The following is a 16,127-nucleotide window of genomic DNA, read 5'->3' on the forward strand; positions in this document are numbered from 1 at the left end:
TACCGGTACCCTCGCGTATCGATTACACTGAACGCAAGACCGCACCGGTCTATGCCGGATCGAGCGAGGAGAAGCGCCATGACGTCGCAGGCCGCGGACGGACCGGAGACGGTCGTCGCCTCGCGCCGCTCCAAGATCACGCCCGAGCGTGAGCAGGAGTTCTTCGACGCCGTGCTCGAACAGATCCGGGAGTGCGGGTACGAGGCGCTCACGATGGAGGGCGTCGCCGCCAGCACCCGGTGCAGCAAGTCCACGCTCTACCGGCAGTGGAAGACGAAGCCCCAGTTCGTGGCCGCCGCGCTGCGCAACAACCGCTGCCCGCGGTTCACGGGGATCGACACCGGCTCGCTCGCCGGCGACCTGCGCGCGGCGGCCGCGGCCGCGGGCGAATGGTCGGCCCGGGACAGCACGCAGCTCCTGCAGGGCCTCGGCAACGCCGTCATGCAGGACAAGGAGCTTCAGCAGGCGCTGCGCGACGCGCTCGTCGAACCCGAGGTGGCCGAGCTGCGGCAGATGATCAACCGCGGTGTCGAACGGGGCGAGGTCGACGCCGGGCACCCGGCGCTGGAGTTCATCCCGGCCCAGATGCTCGGGGTCCTGAGGGTGCGCCCCCTGCTGGACGGGCAGTACGCGGACGCGGCGTATCTCACACAATTCGTGGAGGCGGTCGTCCTGCCGACGCTCGGTCTCACCTGAGTCTCAGGCCGCTGTCCGTGGGATGACCGGACGTCGGCCTGTTCCGCGCCGCACCGTGGGGACGGGGGCGGCGCGCACCCCCCGGCCGGGTGGGGTTCCCCTTGAGCGGAGGGGCGCTCCACCCGGCCGATCCACGTCCACGGCGACACCCGGCCGGTCCGTGCCCACGGCGACACCCGGCCGGTCCGTGTCCACGGCGACACCCGGCCGGTCCGTGTCCACGGCGACACCCGGCCGATCCGTGCCCACGGTGTCCCGGCGACGGGACCGAGGCGGGCCGTTATGGGTGGAATCAGACGTTCTGGCCGTTCCCGCCGGTTCCGGCCGCCACCTTGATGCCCTTGGTGATCGTGTCGATGATCGACTGCTGCGGCGCCTTGGAGCTGATGTCGACACCGAAGCGGACGACGACCAGCGAGCCGGGGTCGGCCGGGGACGGGAACACGAGCGACTCGACGTACCCGTCGTCGCCCTTGCTCGTCACGACCTTCCAGCGCACCAGATAGCCCTTCTCGCCGGCCACCGTGACGGCCTTCGAGGCGAGCTCCGTGTGCGAGGTGATCGAGCCGTAGCCCTTGCCGTACGACTCGGTGGCGTTCTTGGAGATGTCCTCCTTGGCCGCCGCCTCCGCCGTCCTGGACTTCAGCTTCTGCGCCGTCGCCGGGGCCGAGTAGGCGCCACCGCGCTGGCAGTTCTGCGAGGTGTCGCCCGGGCACTTGTAGGTGTCCTTGGTGGAGACCGCGGCCGTGCCCGCACCGCTCTGGCCGGTCCAGCCGTCCGGCACCGGGATGCTGATGCCGTTGTAGACGTCCGTGGCGAAGCCGGGGTCGCTCTGCGGTCCGCCCGACCCGCCGGGCGCCGGGGTCTGCCCGCCGGAACCGCCCGAGCCGCCGGGGTCACCGGGGCCCCCTCGGCCGTCCGAGCCGCCGGAGCCACCGGGCGCCCCGCTCGGACCGCCCTCCTGGCCTCCGCCCGGTCCCCACGGCCCGCCCTGGCCGTTCTGTCCGCCCGAGCCGGGCGAGGCGGCGCTGCCGCCGCGTCCGTCGCTGGTCAGCGCGTACACACCGCCGCCGATACCGGCGAGGACGGCGACCGCCGCCGCGACGGCTATGCCCGTGCGCAGCCGGCGCCGCGGGCCGTCGGGGGCGTACGACGGATACGGCGCGGCCCCCGCCGGGTACGCCGGGGGACCCCATGCCGCCGCCGACCCGACGGGGCGGACCTGGTCCGTCCATGCCTTACCGTCCCACCAGCGCTCGGTGGCGGGAGCGTCATCTGTCTGCCCGGGGTCGGGATACCAGCCGGGGGGAGTCACCTGCGTCATGGGCCCACCGTATGAGTCCAGGGTGAAAGGCGGATGAGAGGGTTCCCCGAAGCCCCTCGGGAGCTGACGCGGCCATGCCGAAAGATCCTTCGGACGGATGAAGAACGCCTGTACCAGGAGCGCGCCCGGCCGGCACCGCGCCCGGGCCGGGCGCCGCCCTCGGGGGCGCGGGGCGCGAGAGCCCGGGGCGCCGGACGCGAAGGGCTCGGCCGGACGTCCGGGCGCACCCGCGGGCACGGCTCCGCGAGGCCGCGGAAGGGGAGGGCGTGCAGGTCACGGTCGCGCGCGGGGGCGCCTGTGCCGGTCCCTCCGCGAGGGCGCGGCGTCCTTCGGAACGCGCCCCCGCCGTGGTGCGCCGAGGAGGAAAATTACCTTCATTTTCCCGTTGATTGACTGTCCGTCACTTCCCTTCAGGACTAGGGCGGGTGCGGCGGCGTCGCCTCCGTGAGTCCACCGTCACCCGTCTCGGCAACTGGTGCCGGGTCCCGCCTCCGTCACGGCTTCCAGGAGGCTAGGCTCGTTGCAGTTACGTCGTTTGGGCGACCTGGGGAGGTAGCGGGATGACGGAGGTACGGCCCGGAGCGGTCGCCTCGGCTTCCCTGTGGGAGCGCGAAGAGGAGGTCGCCACTCTCGAAGCGGCGATCACCGCGCTGCGGACGGAATCCGCGACCTCGGGCGCGCTGCTGGTGCTCAGCGGAGAGGCGGGTCTCGGCAAGACCGCCCTCCTCGCCGAGGTGCGCAGGATCGCGGAGAGCAGCGGCTGTGCCGTGTGGTCGGCGCGCGGCGGGGAGACCGTCACGTCCGTCCCCTTCAATGTCGTACGGCAGTTGCTCCAGCCGGCGCTCGTCTCGCTGCTCCCCGAGGAGGCACGCGAATACCTCGGGGACTGGTACGACATCGCGGGACCCGCCCTCGGCATAGCCGAACCGGGAGACCGGCAGCCGGACCCGCAGGGCGTCTGCGACGGTCTGGTGGCCGCGGTCCGGCGTCTCGCGAAGCGGGACTGGCCGCTCGTCCTGCTCATCGACGACGCGCACTGGGCCGACCAGGAGACCCTGCGCTGGCTCGCCGCGTTCGCCGAGCGCCTGGACGACCTGTCCGTCCTCGTCGTGGTGGCCCGCAGGCCCGGCGGGGTCAGCGGCGAGAGCGCCCGGCTGCTCGACGCGGTGGCCGCCGCGGGCCGTCCGCTCGCCACCCTGACCGCGCTGACCCCGGCCGCCACCGAGGGGCTGACCCGCGCGACCCTCGGCGAGCACGCCGACGCGCCCTTCTGCCGCGAGGTGTGGGCGGTCACCGGCGGCAACCCGTACGAGACCGTCGAACTCCTCGCCAAGGTCCAGGACAGCGAACTGGAGCCGGCCGAGGGCTCGGCCGCCGAACTGCGCGACCTGAACCGCTCCGCCCGCGGCCGCGGGCTCGTCGCCCGCCTCGAAGGACTGGGGATCGACGCCACCCGGTTCGCCTGGGCGGCCGCCATCCTCGGCACCGGCATCTCCCTCGACCTCGCCGCCCAACTCGCCGGAATGCCGGACGAGGAGGCCTCCCGCTGCGCCGAACTGCTGGGCGCGGCCCGCATCCTGACGTCCGTGGGGCCCACGAACGGCCACCGGCCGGACGGCGAGCTGGAGTTCGTGCACCCGCTCATCGCCACGGCGGTCTACCGCTCGATCCCGGACGCCCTGCGCACCGCGATGCACGGCCAGGCGGCCTGGGCGGTCACCGAGTCCGGCCGCGGCGCGGCCGCGGCCTCCCGCCACCTCCTCGAAGTGCATCCGGACGACGATCCCGAACTCGTCGAGCAGATGCGCGAAGCCGCCCGCGAACACCTCGCCGTCGGCGCGCCGGACGCGGCCCGGCGCTGCCTGGAACGGGCGCTGAAGGAACCGCCGCTGCCCGAGGTGCACGCACGGGTGCTCTACGAACTGGGCTGCGCCACGCTCCTGACCGCGCCGGCCACGACCATCGGCCATCTGCGGGCCGCGCTCGAACGGCCCGGACTCGAGGACACCATGCGGGTCGACGCCGTCTTCCGGCTCTCCCAGGCGCTGCTCCACAACAACCAGTTGGACGAAGCCGTCCGCACGGTCGACGCCGAGGTCGAACGGCTGGAGCCGGGACCCGCCCGGATGCGGCTCCAGGCCGTCCACTACATGTGGGAGGGCATCCACGCGGGCGAGGAGCGCGCCGGACACTCCAGCGGTCTCGCCGAACTCGTCACGACCTGCACGGGACGCGACAACTCCGAGCGCGCGCTGCTCATACTGCGCGGCTTCGACGCGATGACCCGCGGCGAGAACGCCGAGGAGGTCGTGGAACTGTGCGACCGGGCCCTCGTCAACGGCCGCCTCGCACCCGGACTCGCCTGGACCGACACCGAGTGGGGCGTCGAACTGCTGCTCATGCTGGGCAGCGCGTACGCCTACACGGACCGGCTGGACCGGGCCGAGAGCCTGTTCAGCGAGGCCCTGCACGCCTACGTGAAGGCGGGCTGGAGCGGCGGTCACCTCTCCCTGGCCAACGCCTACCTCGGACTCGCCCACCGCAGGCGGGGCCGCCTCGTCGACGCCGAGCACTACCAGCGTGAATCGCTGCGCCTCGCGGAGCGGGTCGGACGCGGACTGCCCCTCTACTGGTCGGCGACCTGCGGCCTCATCGACACCCTGCTGGCCCGCGGACACGTCCAGGAGGCGGCGGAGATCGCCGAGCGCTACGGCTTCGCGCCTCCGTACCCCTCCACGATCGTCCTCCCCGACACCCGCTCGGTGCGCGGCCGTCTGCTGCTCGCCGTCGGCCGCACCAAGGAGGGCATCAACGAACTGGAGGCGGCGGAGAAGGCCGCCGCGGCCCGGGGCCACCACAACACGGTGCTCGCGCCGTGGGCCGTCGACCTCGCGAGGGCACTCGCCAACGAGGACCCCGCACGCGCCGCCTCGCTGGCCGGTGACGCCCGCCGCCAGGCCGAGCGGTTCGGTACCGACACGGCCATCGGCGAGGCCCTGCGGTGCGCCGCGGCCCTCGAAACCGGTCAGCGCGCGGTCCGGCTGGCGGCCCAGGCGGTCACCTATCTGGAGGCCTCTCCCTGCCAGTACGAACACGCGGCGGCCCGCATCGAGTACGGCATCGCCTCCCGCTCGGTGATGGAACTGAACAAGGGCCTGACCCTGGCCCGCGCGTGCGGAGCGGACGGCCTCGCGGCCAAGGCGGAAGCGGCACTGACGGGCCTGTAGCGAGCCCCGGCCACCATCTGGCCACGCCGTGTACCGCCGACGTGGCCAGGGCCGGCGCGCCGGCACCCGCCGTCAGAGCCGGCAGCCCGCCCGCGCCCAGCCCGAGCCAGCAGCCCGTGGGTTTGCCGGCCCGGCGACGGCTGACGCTTGCGTCCGGCCAAGGCGGCGGCCGGCCGGCGTGGCAGCTCGGCAGCCCGCGACATTCCCTGGCCAGGGTTGCGGCCTCCCGGGGCCCCGCCCGGAGGCCGGCCCCCGGCGCCCGGGGCGGGGTCAGTCCGAGGAGCCCGTCGAGCGGCCGCTCTCCCCGGCGTCGCCCTCCGCCAGTACCCGCTGGGCCACCGCGAAGGCCGCGTTGGCCGCCGGGACACCGCAGTAGACCGCCGTCTGCAGCAGCAGCGCGCCGATCTCCTCGGGCGTGAGTCCGTTGCGCCGGGCCGCGCGGACGTGCATCGCCAGCTCGTCGTGGTGGCCGTGGGCCACCAGCGCGGTCAGCGTGATCATGCTGCGCTCGCGGCGGCTCAGTGTCGTGTCGGTCCAGATCTCACCCCAGGCGTAGCGCGAGATGAAGTCCTGGAACCGGGCCGTGAACGGGGTCTGGCGGGCCTGTGCACGGTCCACATGCTCGTCGCCGAGGACCTGACGGCGTACCTCCATGCCGCGCCGGGCACCCCCCGCCGAGAAGTGCGCGCGCAGCGCCGTCAGCACGGCCTCCGGGCACTGGGCGGGCGCCAGATGGGAGGCGCCCGGGATCTCCACGAGCGCCGCGCCCCGTACCGCGTCCGCGATCTCCCGCAGATGCGCGGGCGGCGTCGCCGGGTCCTCGCGCCCCGCGATCAGCAGCGTCGGTACGGTGATCGACGCCAGCTCCTCGCGGATGTCGAACGCGGCGAGGGCGTCGCAACAGGCGGCGTACGCCTCGGGGTCGGCGTCGCGGTGGTCCTGGACCAGTTCCGGGACCGTGAAGCCCGCGGTGAACCAGCGGGCGTCGGCGGTCGCCGCGACGGGTCCGAGGCCCTCACGGCGCACCAGCTCGGCCCGTTCCTCCCACGGCTTCGATCCGTTGAAGTGGGCCGAGGAACAGATGACGGCGAGCGACGAGAGCCGGTCGGGGTGGTGGACCGCCAGGTGCAGGCCCACCGCTCCGCCCAGCGACACACCGGCGTACGCGAAACGCCCGATGCCCAGGGAGTCGGCCAGCTCCAGCACGAGCCCGGCCAGGTCGGCGACCGTGGCACCCGGGCCGATCGGACCGGAGGGCGCGCCGCCGTGTCCGGGCAGGTTCCAGCGCACCACCCGGTGGGCCGAGGACAGTTCGGGCGCGACCGCGTCCCACAGGGCGTACGACGTCCCGAGCGAGGGCCCGAGGATCAGCGGGGGAGCGGCGGGGGAGCCCTCGGTGCGATGGGTGAGCAGGTTCGCGGTCAACGTCGCTCCAGAGCACGGTCGGTGAGGACTCCGGCGGAGCCCGTGTAGCGGGTCGGGTCGGTCAGGTCGGCGAGGTCGACACCCGGGAGGTCCTTCAGGGCGGGCTCCTCGCCGAGCACGTCCGCGAGGGGCCGCCGCTCACCGGCGGCCCGCTCGGCGGCGCGGGTCAGCAGGTCCTTGGCGCGCGCCCGGCCGAGAACCGGGGCGAGTTCGGCGGCCAGCCGCTCGGAGACGATCAACCCGTGCGTCAGGTCGAGGTGTTCACGCATGGCCTCGGTGTCGACCTGCAGGTTCTCGGTCAGTTCGGCCGTGTCGCGGGCCGCTCCTCCGGTCAGCCGGAGCAGATCGCGCAGGGGTTCCCACTCGGAGTGCCAGGCCCCGGCCGGCCGTTCGTCCTCGGCCGCCAGCGCGCCGTACAGGGTGGCCGCGAGCAGCGGGGCACGCCGGGCGGCGGAGGCCACCAGGGTGGCCCGCACCGGGTTCCGCTTGTGCGGCATCGCGGACGAGCCGCCGCCGGAGCCCTCGGCCAGCTCGGCGATCTCCGTGCGCGAGAGGGTGAGCACGTCGACGGCCGTCCTGCCGAGCGCGCCGGCCGTGAACGCCAGGGCTCCGGCCAGGTCGGCGACGGGTGTGCGCAGGGTGTGCCAGGGCAACACGGGCTCGGCGAGGCCGAGTTCGCGCGCGTACGCGGCGGTCAGGGCGCGGGTGTCGTCCGCGCCGAAGGCGGTGAAGGCGGCCAGGGTGCCCGCCGCGCCGCCCAGTTGGGCGGGCAGTGAGGCCCGTACGGCGCGCAGCCGGTCCCGGGCGTCGAGCACCAGGGACCGCCAGCCGGCCGCCTTCAGCCCGAACGTCGTCGGCACCGCGTGCTGGGTCAGCGTGCGACCGGGCAGGACGGTGTCCCGGTGCCGTGCCGCGAGCCGGGCGAGGTGGTGCCCGGTCCGTTCCAGGTCGTCCAGGACCACGTCGAGGGTGCGGGCCGCGACGAGCATGGTGGCCGAGTCCAGGATGTCCTGGCTCGTCGCGCCCCGGTGGACGTACGGGCCGAACTCGGCGGCGACGGCGGCCGTCAGGTCCGTGACCAGCGGGATCACCGGGTTGCCGCCGCCCCGGGCGCGCAGCGCGATCGAGGCGAGGTCGAAGTCCGCGGTGGCGGCCGCCCGGGTCACCGCCGTCGCGGCCTCGGCGGGGGCCAGTCCGAGGGACGCCTGCGCCCGGGTCAGCGCGGCCTCCGCGTCGAGCAGGGCCCGCAGATAGGCGCTGTCGCTCGTCGCGGCCGACGCCGGGGAACCCACCCGGCCCGGAGCGAGGAGGCCGATGTCGGACGCGAGGGGGTCGGCGGCCGTCACCGGAACTCCAGGAAGACCGTCTCGCCCTCGCCCTGAAGGCGGATGTCGAAGCGGTACGTCCGCGTCGCGCCCTCGGCCGCGATCAGTGTGGCGCGCCGCTCGTCCGGCAGCCCGTCGAGCAGCGGATCCGTGCCGTCGGCCAGATAGGCGCGGGTGAACAGGTGGTGGGTCAGACCGCGCGCGAAGACGCACACGCCGATGTACGGCAGTCCGGTGTTCCCGGGTGGCAGCGTGCGCAGCGCGTAGCGGCCGTCGGCGTCGGTGGCGACCCGGCCGAAGCCGGTGAAGTCGAGGCCGTTGCGGCCGAGGAACCCGCCCGTGGACGGGTCGCGGCGCAGGGAGCCGGGGGCGCCGGTGAGTGAACCGTCGGGCGCGGCCTGCCAGAAGTCGAGCAGGGCGTCGGGGACCGGCGCGCCCGCGCCGTCGAGCACGTGGCCGTGCAGGGTGATGGTGTCGGGGTGGCCCGGGGGCGCGATGTCGCCGCCGCCCGGGAACGGCAGCGCGTGGCCGTAGAAGGGCCCGATGGTGTGGGCGGGGGTGGGGAGCGGTCGTCCGGCCATGCTCATCGGCCTTCCTCGATCCAGGTGGCGGAGGGACCGTCGAGGACGATGTCCCACTGGTAGCCCATGGAGAACTCGGGCCGCGAGAGATCGTGGTCGTACGCGGCGATCAGCCGTTCGCGGGCCGCCCGGTCCGTCACGGACCGCAGGATCGGGTCGTACGGGAAGAGCGGGTCGCCCGGGAAGTACATCTGTGTCACCAGCCGCTGGGTGAACGCGGTGCCGAAGACGGAGAAGTGGATGTGCGCGGGCCGCCAGGCGTTGGTGTGATTGCCCCAGGGGTAGGGTCCCGGCTTGATCGTGGTGAACGAGTACCGTCCCTGATCGTCCGTCAGGGTCCGCCCCACGCCGGTGAAGTTGGGGTCGAGCGGGGCGGGGTGCTGCTCGCGCAGATGGGCGTAGCGTCCGGCGGCGTTGGCCTGCCAGACCTCGATGAGCTGACCGCGCACCGGCCGCCCCTCGCGGTCGAGCAGCCGGCCCGCGACGGTGATCCGCTCGCCGATCGGTTCGCCCCGGTGCTGAAGGGTGAGGTCGTTGTCGATCCCGGTGATGTCGGTGACGCCGAAGACCGGGCCCGACAGCTCGACGGTCTCCGGGTCGCCGCTCACCGCGACCAGCGGCTGCTTCGGGTGGCGGAGCCGTGAGCTGCGGTACGGGGGATAGTCGCGCGCTGGGTGGTGCCGCACGGGCGCTCCGCCGGCCACCGCCTTGTCGTAGCCGTCCTGGAGATCCTTGATCTCGACGTCGATGTCCGACTGGGTGAGAGCCATGGTCGAGTTCCTAGCGTTCGAGGACGAGGGCGAGGCCCTGGCCCACGCCGATACAGAGGGTGGCGACTCCGACTCCGCTTCCCTCGCGGGCGAGTTGGTGGGCGACGGTTCCGGCGAGCCGGGCACCGGAGGCACCCAGGGGGTGGCCGAGGGCGATGGCGCCGCCACGCGGGTTGAGGATCGCGGGGTCGAACTCGGGCCATTCGGCGAGGCAGCCGAGCACCTGGGCGGCGAAGGCCTCGTTCAGCTCCAGTGTCGACAGGTCGTCAAATCCCTTTCCCGCCTTGGCCAGAGCGCGGTTCACGGCCTCGACGGGGGCGAGTCCGAAGTACTGGGGGTCGATCGCGGACACGCCGGTCGCGGAGACCCGGGCGAGGGGTTCGCGTCCGGTGGCCCGCAGCCCCTCGGCGTCGGTCAGCAGCAGGGCGGCGGCGCCGTCGTTGAGCGGCGAGGCGTTGCCCGCGGTGACCGTGCCCCCCTCGGGGCGGAAGGACGGCTTCAGCCGGGCCATGGCGTCGAGGGAGGCGTCGGCGCGTACGCATTCGTCGGCGGCGAACACCACCGGGTCGCCCTTGCGCCGGGGCAGGGTCAGCGGGACGGTCTCGGCGGCGAACAGGCCCTCCGCCTGGGCCCGGGCCGCCTTTCGGTGGCTGCCGAGGGCGAACTCGTCCTGCTGCTCACGGGTGATCGCATGCTTGTCGGCGATGACTTCGGCGGACTCGCCGAGCGGGATGGTCCACTGCGGGTCCATCCGCGGATTGACCAGGCGCCAGCCGAGCGTCGTGGAGTACAGCTCGGTGTGCCCGGCGGGGAAGGGCTTCTCGCTCTTGGGCAGGACGTAGGGCGCGCGCGTCATCGACTCGACACCGCCGGCCAGGACGATCGAGGCGTCGCCGAGCGCGATGGCGCGGGCCGCCTGGATGACGGCTTCGAGGCCGGAGGCGCACAGCCGGTTGACGGTCACGCCCGGCACCGAGGTGGGCAGCCCGGCCAGGAGGGCGGCCATCCGGCCCACGTTGCGGTTCTCCTCGCCCGCGCCGTTGGCGTTGCCGAGGTACACGTCCTCGATCAGCGCCGGGTCCAGGTCCGGGGTGCGGGCGAGGAGTTCGCGGATGGCGTGGGCGGCGAGATCGTCCGGGCGGACGGCGGCCAGCGAACCGCCGTACCTGCCGATCGGCGTCCGGACGGCATCGACGACGTAGACGTCCTTCACGGCCGGATCCCTTCCACGACACGGACCTCGGCCGCGGTCCTCGCCGCGACCTCCGCGGCCGTGACGCCCGGCGCGGTCTCCACCAGGAGCAGGCCCTCGTCGGTGACGTCGAGGACGCCCAGGTCGGTGATGATCCGGTTCACACAGGCCTTCCCGGTGAGCGGCAGTTCGCACTCCCGCAGGATCTTGGGTGAGCCGTCCTTCGCGGTGTGCGTCATCACCACGATGACCGTCCGGGCTCCGTGGACGAGGTCCATCGCCCCGCCGATGCCGGTGATCATCTTGCCGGGGACGGCCCAGTTGGCGAGATCGCCGCCGGCCGACACCTGCATCGCGCCCAGGACCGCGACGTCGATGTGCCCGCCGCGGATCATCCCGAAGGACAGTGCGGAGTCGAAGTAGGAGGCACCCGGCAGGACCGTGACGGTCTCCTTGCCGGCGTTGATGAGATCGGGGTCGACCTCGTCCTCGGCCGGGTACGGGCCGGTGCCGAGAATGCCGTTCTCCGACTCCAGGATCACCTCGACGCCCGGGGGGAGGTGATTGGGGATCAGGGTCGGCAGGCCGATGCCGAGGTTCACGTACTGGCCGTCCGTCAGCTCACGCGCGGCGCGCGCGGCCATCTCCTGCCTGTTCCAGGCCATCACTCGCCCACCGTTCCGTCTGCCGCGGGGGCCGAGACCGTCCGCTTCTCGATCATCTTGGCGCTCGCCTGCTCGGGGGTCAGGGCCACGACGCGCTGGACGAAGATGCCGGGCAGATGCACGGCGTCCGGGTCGATGCCGCCCGGTTCCACGAGCTCCTCCACCTCGGCGATCGTCACCCGGCCGGCCATCGCGGCGAGCGGGTTGAAGTTCCGGGAGGACTTGTTGAAGACGAGGTTGCCGTGCCGGTCGCCCTTCGCGGCCCGTACCAGCGCGAAGTCGGTGCGGATGCCGTGCTCCAGCACGTATGCGGTGCCGTCGAACTCGCGCACCTCCTTCGGCGGGGAGGCCAGCGTGACGCCGCCGTGGCCGTCGTACCGCCACGGCAGCCCGCCCTCGGCGACCTGGGTGCCGACCCCGGCGGGTGTGTAGAACGCGGGGATCCCGGCACCGCCCGCGCGCAGCCGTTCGGCCAGGGTGCCCTGCGGGATCATCTCGACCTCCAGCTCACCGGCGAGGTACTGCCGGGCGAACTCCTTGTTCGCGCCGATGTACGAGCCGGTGACGCGGGCGACGCGTCCGGCGGCGAGCAGGGTCGCGAGCCCGGAGTCCATGGCCCCGCAGTTGTTGGAGACGATGCCGAGTTCCTGGACGCCGCGCTCGTGGAGCGCCGCGATCAGCACGTTCGGTACGCCACTGAGGCCGAATCCGCCGACCGCCAGGGTCGCGCCGTCCGGTACATCGGCCACCGCCTCCAGTGCCGTGGCGACCACCTTGTCCATCCGTGAAGCCTCATCTCTGCCGACTGTCCTGCCGCTCAAATTAATCAGGGCACTGATTAATTCGCCGAGGTGCTCAGCACGCTGCCACCCGGACTTCGGTCCGTCAAGACCCCAATGTGTCGAGGGCCTGCGAAGGAGCGACCCGGTCGACGGAGGTGGGACAGTCGTCGAAGAGGGCAGGTATTGTTCAGTGCACCAACGAATTCGGGCATCGACGACGTCAGGAGCGCACATGGCCGCGGTGGACCTCTCCACCCATCCGGGGCACCTGGCCCGGCGACTCCAGCAGGCGCACTACCTGCTGTGGAACACGATGGTCTCCGAGGAGATCACCTCGCCCCAGTTCGCAGTCCTGAACGCGCTCGTCGCCGAGCCCGGCCTCGACCAGCGCACGGTGGGGGAGCGGGTGGGGCTCGACCGGTCCACGATCGCCGAGGTCATCAGCCGGCTCGGGCGCCGCGCGCTGCTGGACAAGGTGCGCGATCCCGCGGACGGTCGGCGGTTCCTGCTCCGCCTCACGGACGAGGGGGTCCGCGTCCACCGCAAGCTGACCGTGCGCACCGCGCGGATGAACCAGGTGTTCCTGGCCCCGCTCTCCGCCGAGGAGCAGGGCCTCTTCTTCGACCTCATCCAGCGCGTCGCGGACGCGGCCGAGGGGCTCCGCAACCCCCCGGAGCCCCTTCCCGCGCGGCACTGAGCGGCCTCTCACGCCTTGGCCAGGACCACCCACACCTGGCCGGGCGCGAAGTTCATCGGCGCGCCGTCCGGGGTGGTGAACCGCGTGCCGTCGGTCGCCTCGGGGCGCGTCCAGTTCGCGTCGTAGGCACGGCCGTCGCGCAGCACCTGGGCTTTGCCCGAGCCCACCGACTCCGTGAACGGCGTGTTGTTGCCGAGGAAGTCGTGGTACTTCGACGTACGCACCTTCACGTACTGGATGACCACCGTCGCCGGAGCCACCGTCTTGCCGTCCGTCGTCACCGTCGGGGTGCCGTCCATCGCCACCAGCCAGCGCCCCCGCTCGGCGGACCAGGTGAAGGTGAAGCGGGCCGAGGGGAAGCGGACCGTGCGCGAGGCCTGCGGGGTGCCGCCCGAGGGTGCCGCGCCGAAGTGGAAGCCCGTGGTCAGCGCCGCGTCGCCGGGTGCGGAGTCCATCAGCCGCCGCGGACGCAGATACAGGTTGTGCGGGGCGGCCTTGCCCGAGCCCCGGTACCAGGCGCCGGGCACCTTCCCGGCCGGCTCGGGATCCAGCGGGGCGTCGTCGATCAGCGGCAGCAGCTTGTGCTGGGCCCCGGAGAAGGCGAGCGTCGGCTCGTGGAACTGTCTCAGCAGTTCCAGATCCGACTCGCGGGCGCTGCGTACGGGCCCGACGGCGTCGGGCAGCGTGCTCGCGAAGACCGCCATGAGCCGGCTCAGACCGCCCTCGACCTGCTCCGCGTAGACCACGTCCGCCGCGTCGAGCCCCGTCTGGGGGCGGGCGTCGGGCGCGTTGTCGATCTTCACCGCGAGCACCGGTCCCGCGTTCACCGTGCCGGTCCCGCTCTCGCTCGGGCTCTGGCTCTGCGTCGGCGACCGGCCGTCGTCGGTGGCTCCGCCCCCCGAAGTGCAGCCCGACATCAGGGAACCCGTCACCGTGACGGCCAGCAGTGCCGCCGTCCACGCGCCCCGCCGCGTCCGCACCATCTCTCGCATGCCCACCGTGCCACCTGTCCCGTGCCATCGATTAATGCGTTCATCAGTTCATCGGTGGCCGAACCCGATCGTTTCTGATTGCGCGCGGCGACTGAGCTGATCGGCTCAGCGGGACGATCCGTGCAGGGTCGAAGGGGGTCGCGGAGGCGACGGTTCCGTGCCGGTGTGCCGGTGTTCCGGCGCCGCCCGGTGTCTGTCTGCCCCGGTGTCTCAGCTCCGCGGCCCCAGGATCTCCGCCAGGTCGTAGCCGACCGGCTCCTCCAGTTGTCCGTACGTGCAGCTCTCGGCCGTGCGGTCGGGACGCCATCGGCGGAAGCGGGCCGTGTGGCGGAACCGTACGCCGTTCTCCATGTGGTCGTACGCCACCTCGGCCACCCGCTCGGGCCGGACCGGAATCCACGACAGGTCCTTCTTAGCCGACCATCTGCTGGGCGCCCCCGGCAGCCGGGCGCTCTCGTGCGCCGACTCCTGGGCCCAGGCCGCCCACGGATGCCCGGCCGCGTCCTCGAGCCGCAAGGGCTCCAGTTCCTCCACCAGTTCCGCCCGCCGCTTCATCGTGAACGCGGCGCTCACGCCCACGTGCTGGAGCGTCCCCCCGGTGTCGTACAGCCCCAGCAGCAGCGACCCGACGACCGGCCCGCTCTTGTGGAAGCGGTAGCCGGCCACCACGACATCGGCCGTCCGCTCGTGCTTGATCTTGAACATGGCCCGCTCGTCCCGCAGATACGGCAGAGCGAGGGGCTTCGCGACGACCCCGTCGAGTCCGGCCCCCTCGTACTGTTCGAACCACCGCTGCGCCACCTCCCGGTCCGTGGTCGCGGGCGCCAGGTGCACCGGAGCCGTCACCTCGGACAGCGCCTTCACCAGCAGCGCGCGCCGGTCCGTCAGCGGTACGTCGAGCAGCGAGGCGTCGGCCAGGGCCAGCAGGTCGAAGGCCACGAAGGAGGCGGGCGTCTTCTCCGCCAGCATCCGCACCCGGGAGTCCGCCGGGTGGATCCGCTCCGTGAGCGCGTCGAAGTCGAGCCGCCCGTCCCTGGCGATCACGATCTCCCCGTCCATCACACAGCGCTCCGGCAACCGCTCCCGCAACGCCTCGACAAGCTCCGGAAAATACCTGGTCAGCGGCTTCCCGGTGCGACTGCCGATCTCGATCTCGTCCCCGTCACGGAACACGATGGCCCGGAAACCGTCCCACTTCGCCTCGTAGTGCATGTCCGGCGGGATCTTCGCCACGGCCTTGGCGAGCATCGGCTTGACGGGGGGCATCACCGGCAGATCCATACTTCGACTCTAAGAGCCGTCCATGGTGCGCGCCTGTTGCGTGTTCGGCCGCGAGGGTCGTGCTGCGCCGGGGTTCTACCGCTGATCCGGCACTCGGATCGGTCGGAGTGCTGTGTGCCGCTCCGTCGCCGCGACGGACGGCTCCGCCGTCACCGTCGCCGCCCCGGGCCTCGGGGCAGGGCCCTTCCGGGTCACAGGATCGCCACAGACCCACCACGTCATCCTCGGTGACGCCATGATGCCCTTCGGTGACCAGAACCACGGGGGGATCATGAACACTCGCACAGCCGCGTGCGGCGCGCTACTCGTACTCGCGGCAGCCCTGACCGCGTGCGGCGGCAGCGGCGCCGCCGACGCCGATCCGACGGCCTGCAAGGCCGCGCTGACCGCGGAGTTCAAGAAGGGCGCGGCCGCCGGAGACCAGGCCACCCCGGCCGACCGGCCGACCGCCTGCGACGGACTCGACGACAAGACGGTCCAGCGCCTCGCCACCGAGGTCCTCAACGAACAGATCAGCGACACGCTGAAGAACCTGCAGACACCCCAGCAGTAGCCGGGCGGCGCCCACGGCCCACACCGGCCGCGGGCGCCCCTCCGCACCCGTCCCACCCAGCCGTCGCGGACTCCTTCCCCGGCCCCATGTCACAACACGGATACCGCGGACACGCGCCCCGCCCACCTCTGCGCATGATGACCGTTCAGAACGGAAGTCCTGGGGGGACCATGCGCACCCGCACCACCGTCGTCGCCATCGCCATCGCGCTCGCCGCCGCCGTCACCGGCTGTAGCAGCGGCGACGACACCGACACCGACGCCAAGGCCACGCCCAAGCCCACGTCCACGCGCGCCCCGGGCAGCGAGCCCAGTGCCGACGTGAGCGCCGCCGAGAAGGCGGCCGGCATCCCGCCCGTGCCCACCGGGGTCAAGCGCGCCCAACTGCTCCGCGCCCTCGGCGCCGCCAACCCGGGCATCGTGAAGTACGAGGACAAGGCGATCGACGCCGCACGCAACCAGTGCATGGCGATCAACGGCGGTGGCCGCAAGCTCGACCGGACGGCCTCCCAGCGCTTCACCTACAAGGACGTCACCACCACCGAGACCCAGGGCAAGCAGATCAACGACGCGCTCAAGGGCCTCGGCTTCTGCAAGGCCTGACACCGTTTCCTGCGC

At 72.8% G+C, this 16,127-nt stretch carries 15 protein-coding genes; 5 read left to right on the forward strand and 10 right to left on the reverse strand.

The genetic code is table 11. The features are described 5' to 3' along the window. The first annotated feature begins 78 nt into the window (after nucleotides 1-78). Nucleotides 79-696 (forward strand): TetR/AcrR family transcriptional regulator, encoded by a 618-nt coding sequence (locus ACFRIC_RS38135; RefSeq protein ID WP_382796137.1) that lies wholly within the window; start codon nucleotides 79-81, stop codon nucleotides 694-696. Nucleotides 697-988: 292 nt separating this feature from the next. Here ACFRIC_RS38135 and ACFRIC_RS38140 read toward each other — a convergent pair whose 3' ends face one another. Beyond that, the gene (locus ACFRIC_RS38140; RefSeq protein ID WP_382796139.1) at nucleotides 989-2,020 is read right to left on the reverse strand and encodes a DUF2510 domain-containing protein; all 1,032 of its coding nucleotides are present in this window, start codon (nucleotides 2,018-2,020) and stop codon (nucleotides 989-991) included. A gap of 560 nt (nucleotides 2,021-2,580) precedes the next feature. On the opposite strand from ACFRIC_RS38140, the gene ACFRIC_RS38145 reads away from it, so the two are divergent. After that, complete coding sequence (locus ACFRIC_RS38145) at nucleotides 2,581-5,247, forward strand: ATP-binding protein (protein WP_382796140.1); 2,667 nt, start codon at nucleotides 2,581-2,583, stop codon at nucleotides 5,245-5,247. A 270-nt stretch (nucleotides 5,248-5,517) separates the two neighbouring features. Here the strand turns inward: ACFRIC_RS38145 and pcaD are convergent, their stop codons facing one another. From pcaD to ACFRIC_RS38180, 7 genes are read right to left on the reverse strand one after another with little or no spacing between them, the layout of a single operon-like run. Next, a complete protein-coding gene (gene pcaD, locus ACFRIC_RS38150) occupies nucleotides 5,518-6,672 on the reverse strand; it encodes a 3-oxoadipate enol-lactonase (protein WP_382796142.1) in 1,155 nt (384 codons plus the stop codon). Continuing rightward, complete coding sequence (gene pcaB / locus ACFRIC_RS38155; protein WP_382796143.1) at nucleotides 6,669-8,018, reverse strand: 3-carboxy-cis,cis-muconate cycloisomerase; 1,350 nt, start codon at nucleotides 8,016-8,018, stop codon at nucleotides 6,669-6,671. The genes pcaD and pcaB overlap by 4 nt, the downstream gene beginning before the upstream one ends. After that, entirely contained in the window at nucleotides 8,015-8,578 is a 564-nt protein-coding gene (gene pcaG / locus ACFRIC_RS38160) for a protocatechuate 3,4-dioxygenase subunit alpha (protein ID WP_382796145.1), read from the reverse strand. Before pcaG ends, pcaB begins: the two co-directional genes overlap by 4 nt. 2 nt (nucleotides 8,579-8,580) lie before the next feature. Then, nucleotides 8,581-9,348, reverse strand: coding sequence for a protocatechuate 3,4-dioxygenase subunit beta (gene pcaH / locus ACFRIC_RS38165; protein WP_382796146.1), 768 nt, complete (start codon nucleotides 9,346-9,348; stop codon nucleotides 8,581-8,583). Between the two features lie 10 nt (nucleotides 9,349-9,358). Further along, nucleotides 9,359-10,561, reverse strand: a complete 1,203-nt coding sequence (locus ACFRIC_RS38170; RefSeq protein ID WP_382796148.1) for a thiolase family protein — start codon at nucleotides 10,559-10,561, stop codon at nucleotides 9,359-9,361. Beyond that, complete coding sequence (locus ACFRIC_RS38175; protein ID WP_382796149.1) at nucleotides 10,558-11,205, reverse strand: 3-oxoacid CoA-transferase subunit B; 648 nt, start codon at nucleotides 11,203-11,205, stop codon at nucleotides 10,558-10,560. Before ACFRIC_RS38175 ends, ACFRIC_RS38170 begins: the two co-directional genes overlap by 4 nt. Beyond that, a complete protein-coding gene (locus tag ACFRIC_RS38180) occupies nucleotides 11,205-11,987 on the reverse strand; it encodes a CoA transferase subunit A (protein WP_382796151.1) in 783 nt (260 codons plus the stop codon). Before ACFRIC_RS38180 ends, ACFRIC_RS38175 begins: the two co-directional genes overlap by 1 nt. A 232-nt stretch (nucleotides 11,988-12,219) precedes the next feature. Between ACFRIC_RS38180 and ACFRIC_RS38185 the strand changes: the two genes are divergently transcribed. Beyond that, the gene (locus tag ACFRIC_RS38185) at nucleotides 12,220-12,684 is read left to right on the forward strand and encodes a MarR family winged helix-turn-helix transcriptional regulator (protein WP_382796153.1); all 465 of its coding nucleotides are present in this window, start codon (nucleotides 12,220-12,222) and stop codon (nucleotides 12,682-12,684) included. An 8-nt stretch (nucleotides 12,685-12,692) separates the two neighbouring features. Here the strand turns inward: ACFRIC_RS38185 and ACFRIC_RS38190 are convergent, their stop codons facing one another. Both ACFRIC_RS38190 and ACFRIC_RS38195 read right to left on the reverse strand, forming a co-directional pair. Beyond that, nucleotides 12,693-13,676, reverse strand: a complete 984-nt coding sequence (locus ACFRIC_RS38190) for a DUF3048 domain-containing protein (protein ID WP_382796196.1) — start codon at nucleotides 13,674-13,676, stop codon at nucleotides 12,693-12,695. Between the two features lie 210 nt (nucleotides 13,677-13,886). Further along, on the reverse strand, nucleotides 13,887-14,957 hold the full coding sequence (locus tag ACFRIC_RS38195) for an ATP-dependent DNA ligase (protein WP_382796154.1): 1,071 nt from the start codon (nucleotides 14,955-14,957) through the stop codon (nucleotides 13,887-13,889). 271 nt (nucleotides 14,958-15,228) lie between these two features. Here ACFRIC_RS38195 and ACFRIC_RS38200 point away from each other — a divergent pair, with 271 nt between their 5' ends. Both ACFRIC_RS38200 and ACFRIC_RS38205 read left to right on the forward strand, forming a co-directional pair. Beyond that, the gene (locus ACFRIC_RS38200) at nucleotides 15,229-15,510 is read left to right on the forward strand and encodes a hypothetical protein (RefSeq protein WP_382796156.1); all 282 of its coding nucleotides are present in this window, start codon (nucleotides 15,229-15,231) and stop codon (nucleotides 15,508-15,510) included. A gap of 170 nt (nucleotides 15,511-15,680) precedes the next feature. Then, the gene (locus ACFRIC_RS38205) at nucleotides 15,681-16,112 is read left to right on the forward strand and encodes a hypothetical protein (RefSeq protein WP_382796158.1); all 432 of its coding nucleotides are present in this window, start codon (nucleotides 15,681-15,683) and stop codon (nucleotides 16,110-16,112) included. The last annotated feature ends 15 nt before the right edge of the window (nucleotides 16,113-16,127 follow it).

It is taken from the genome of Streptomyces sp. NPDC056738 (assembly GCF_042790435.1).
Classification (GTDB): domain Bacteria; phylum Actinomycetota; class Actinomycetes; order Streptomycetales; family Streptomycetaceae; genus Streptomyces.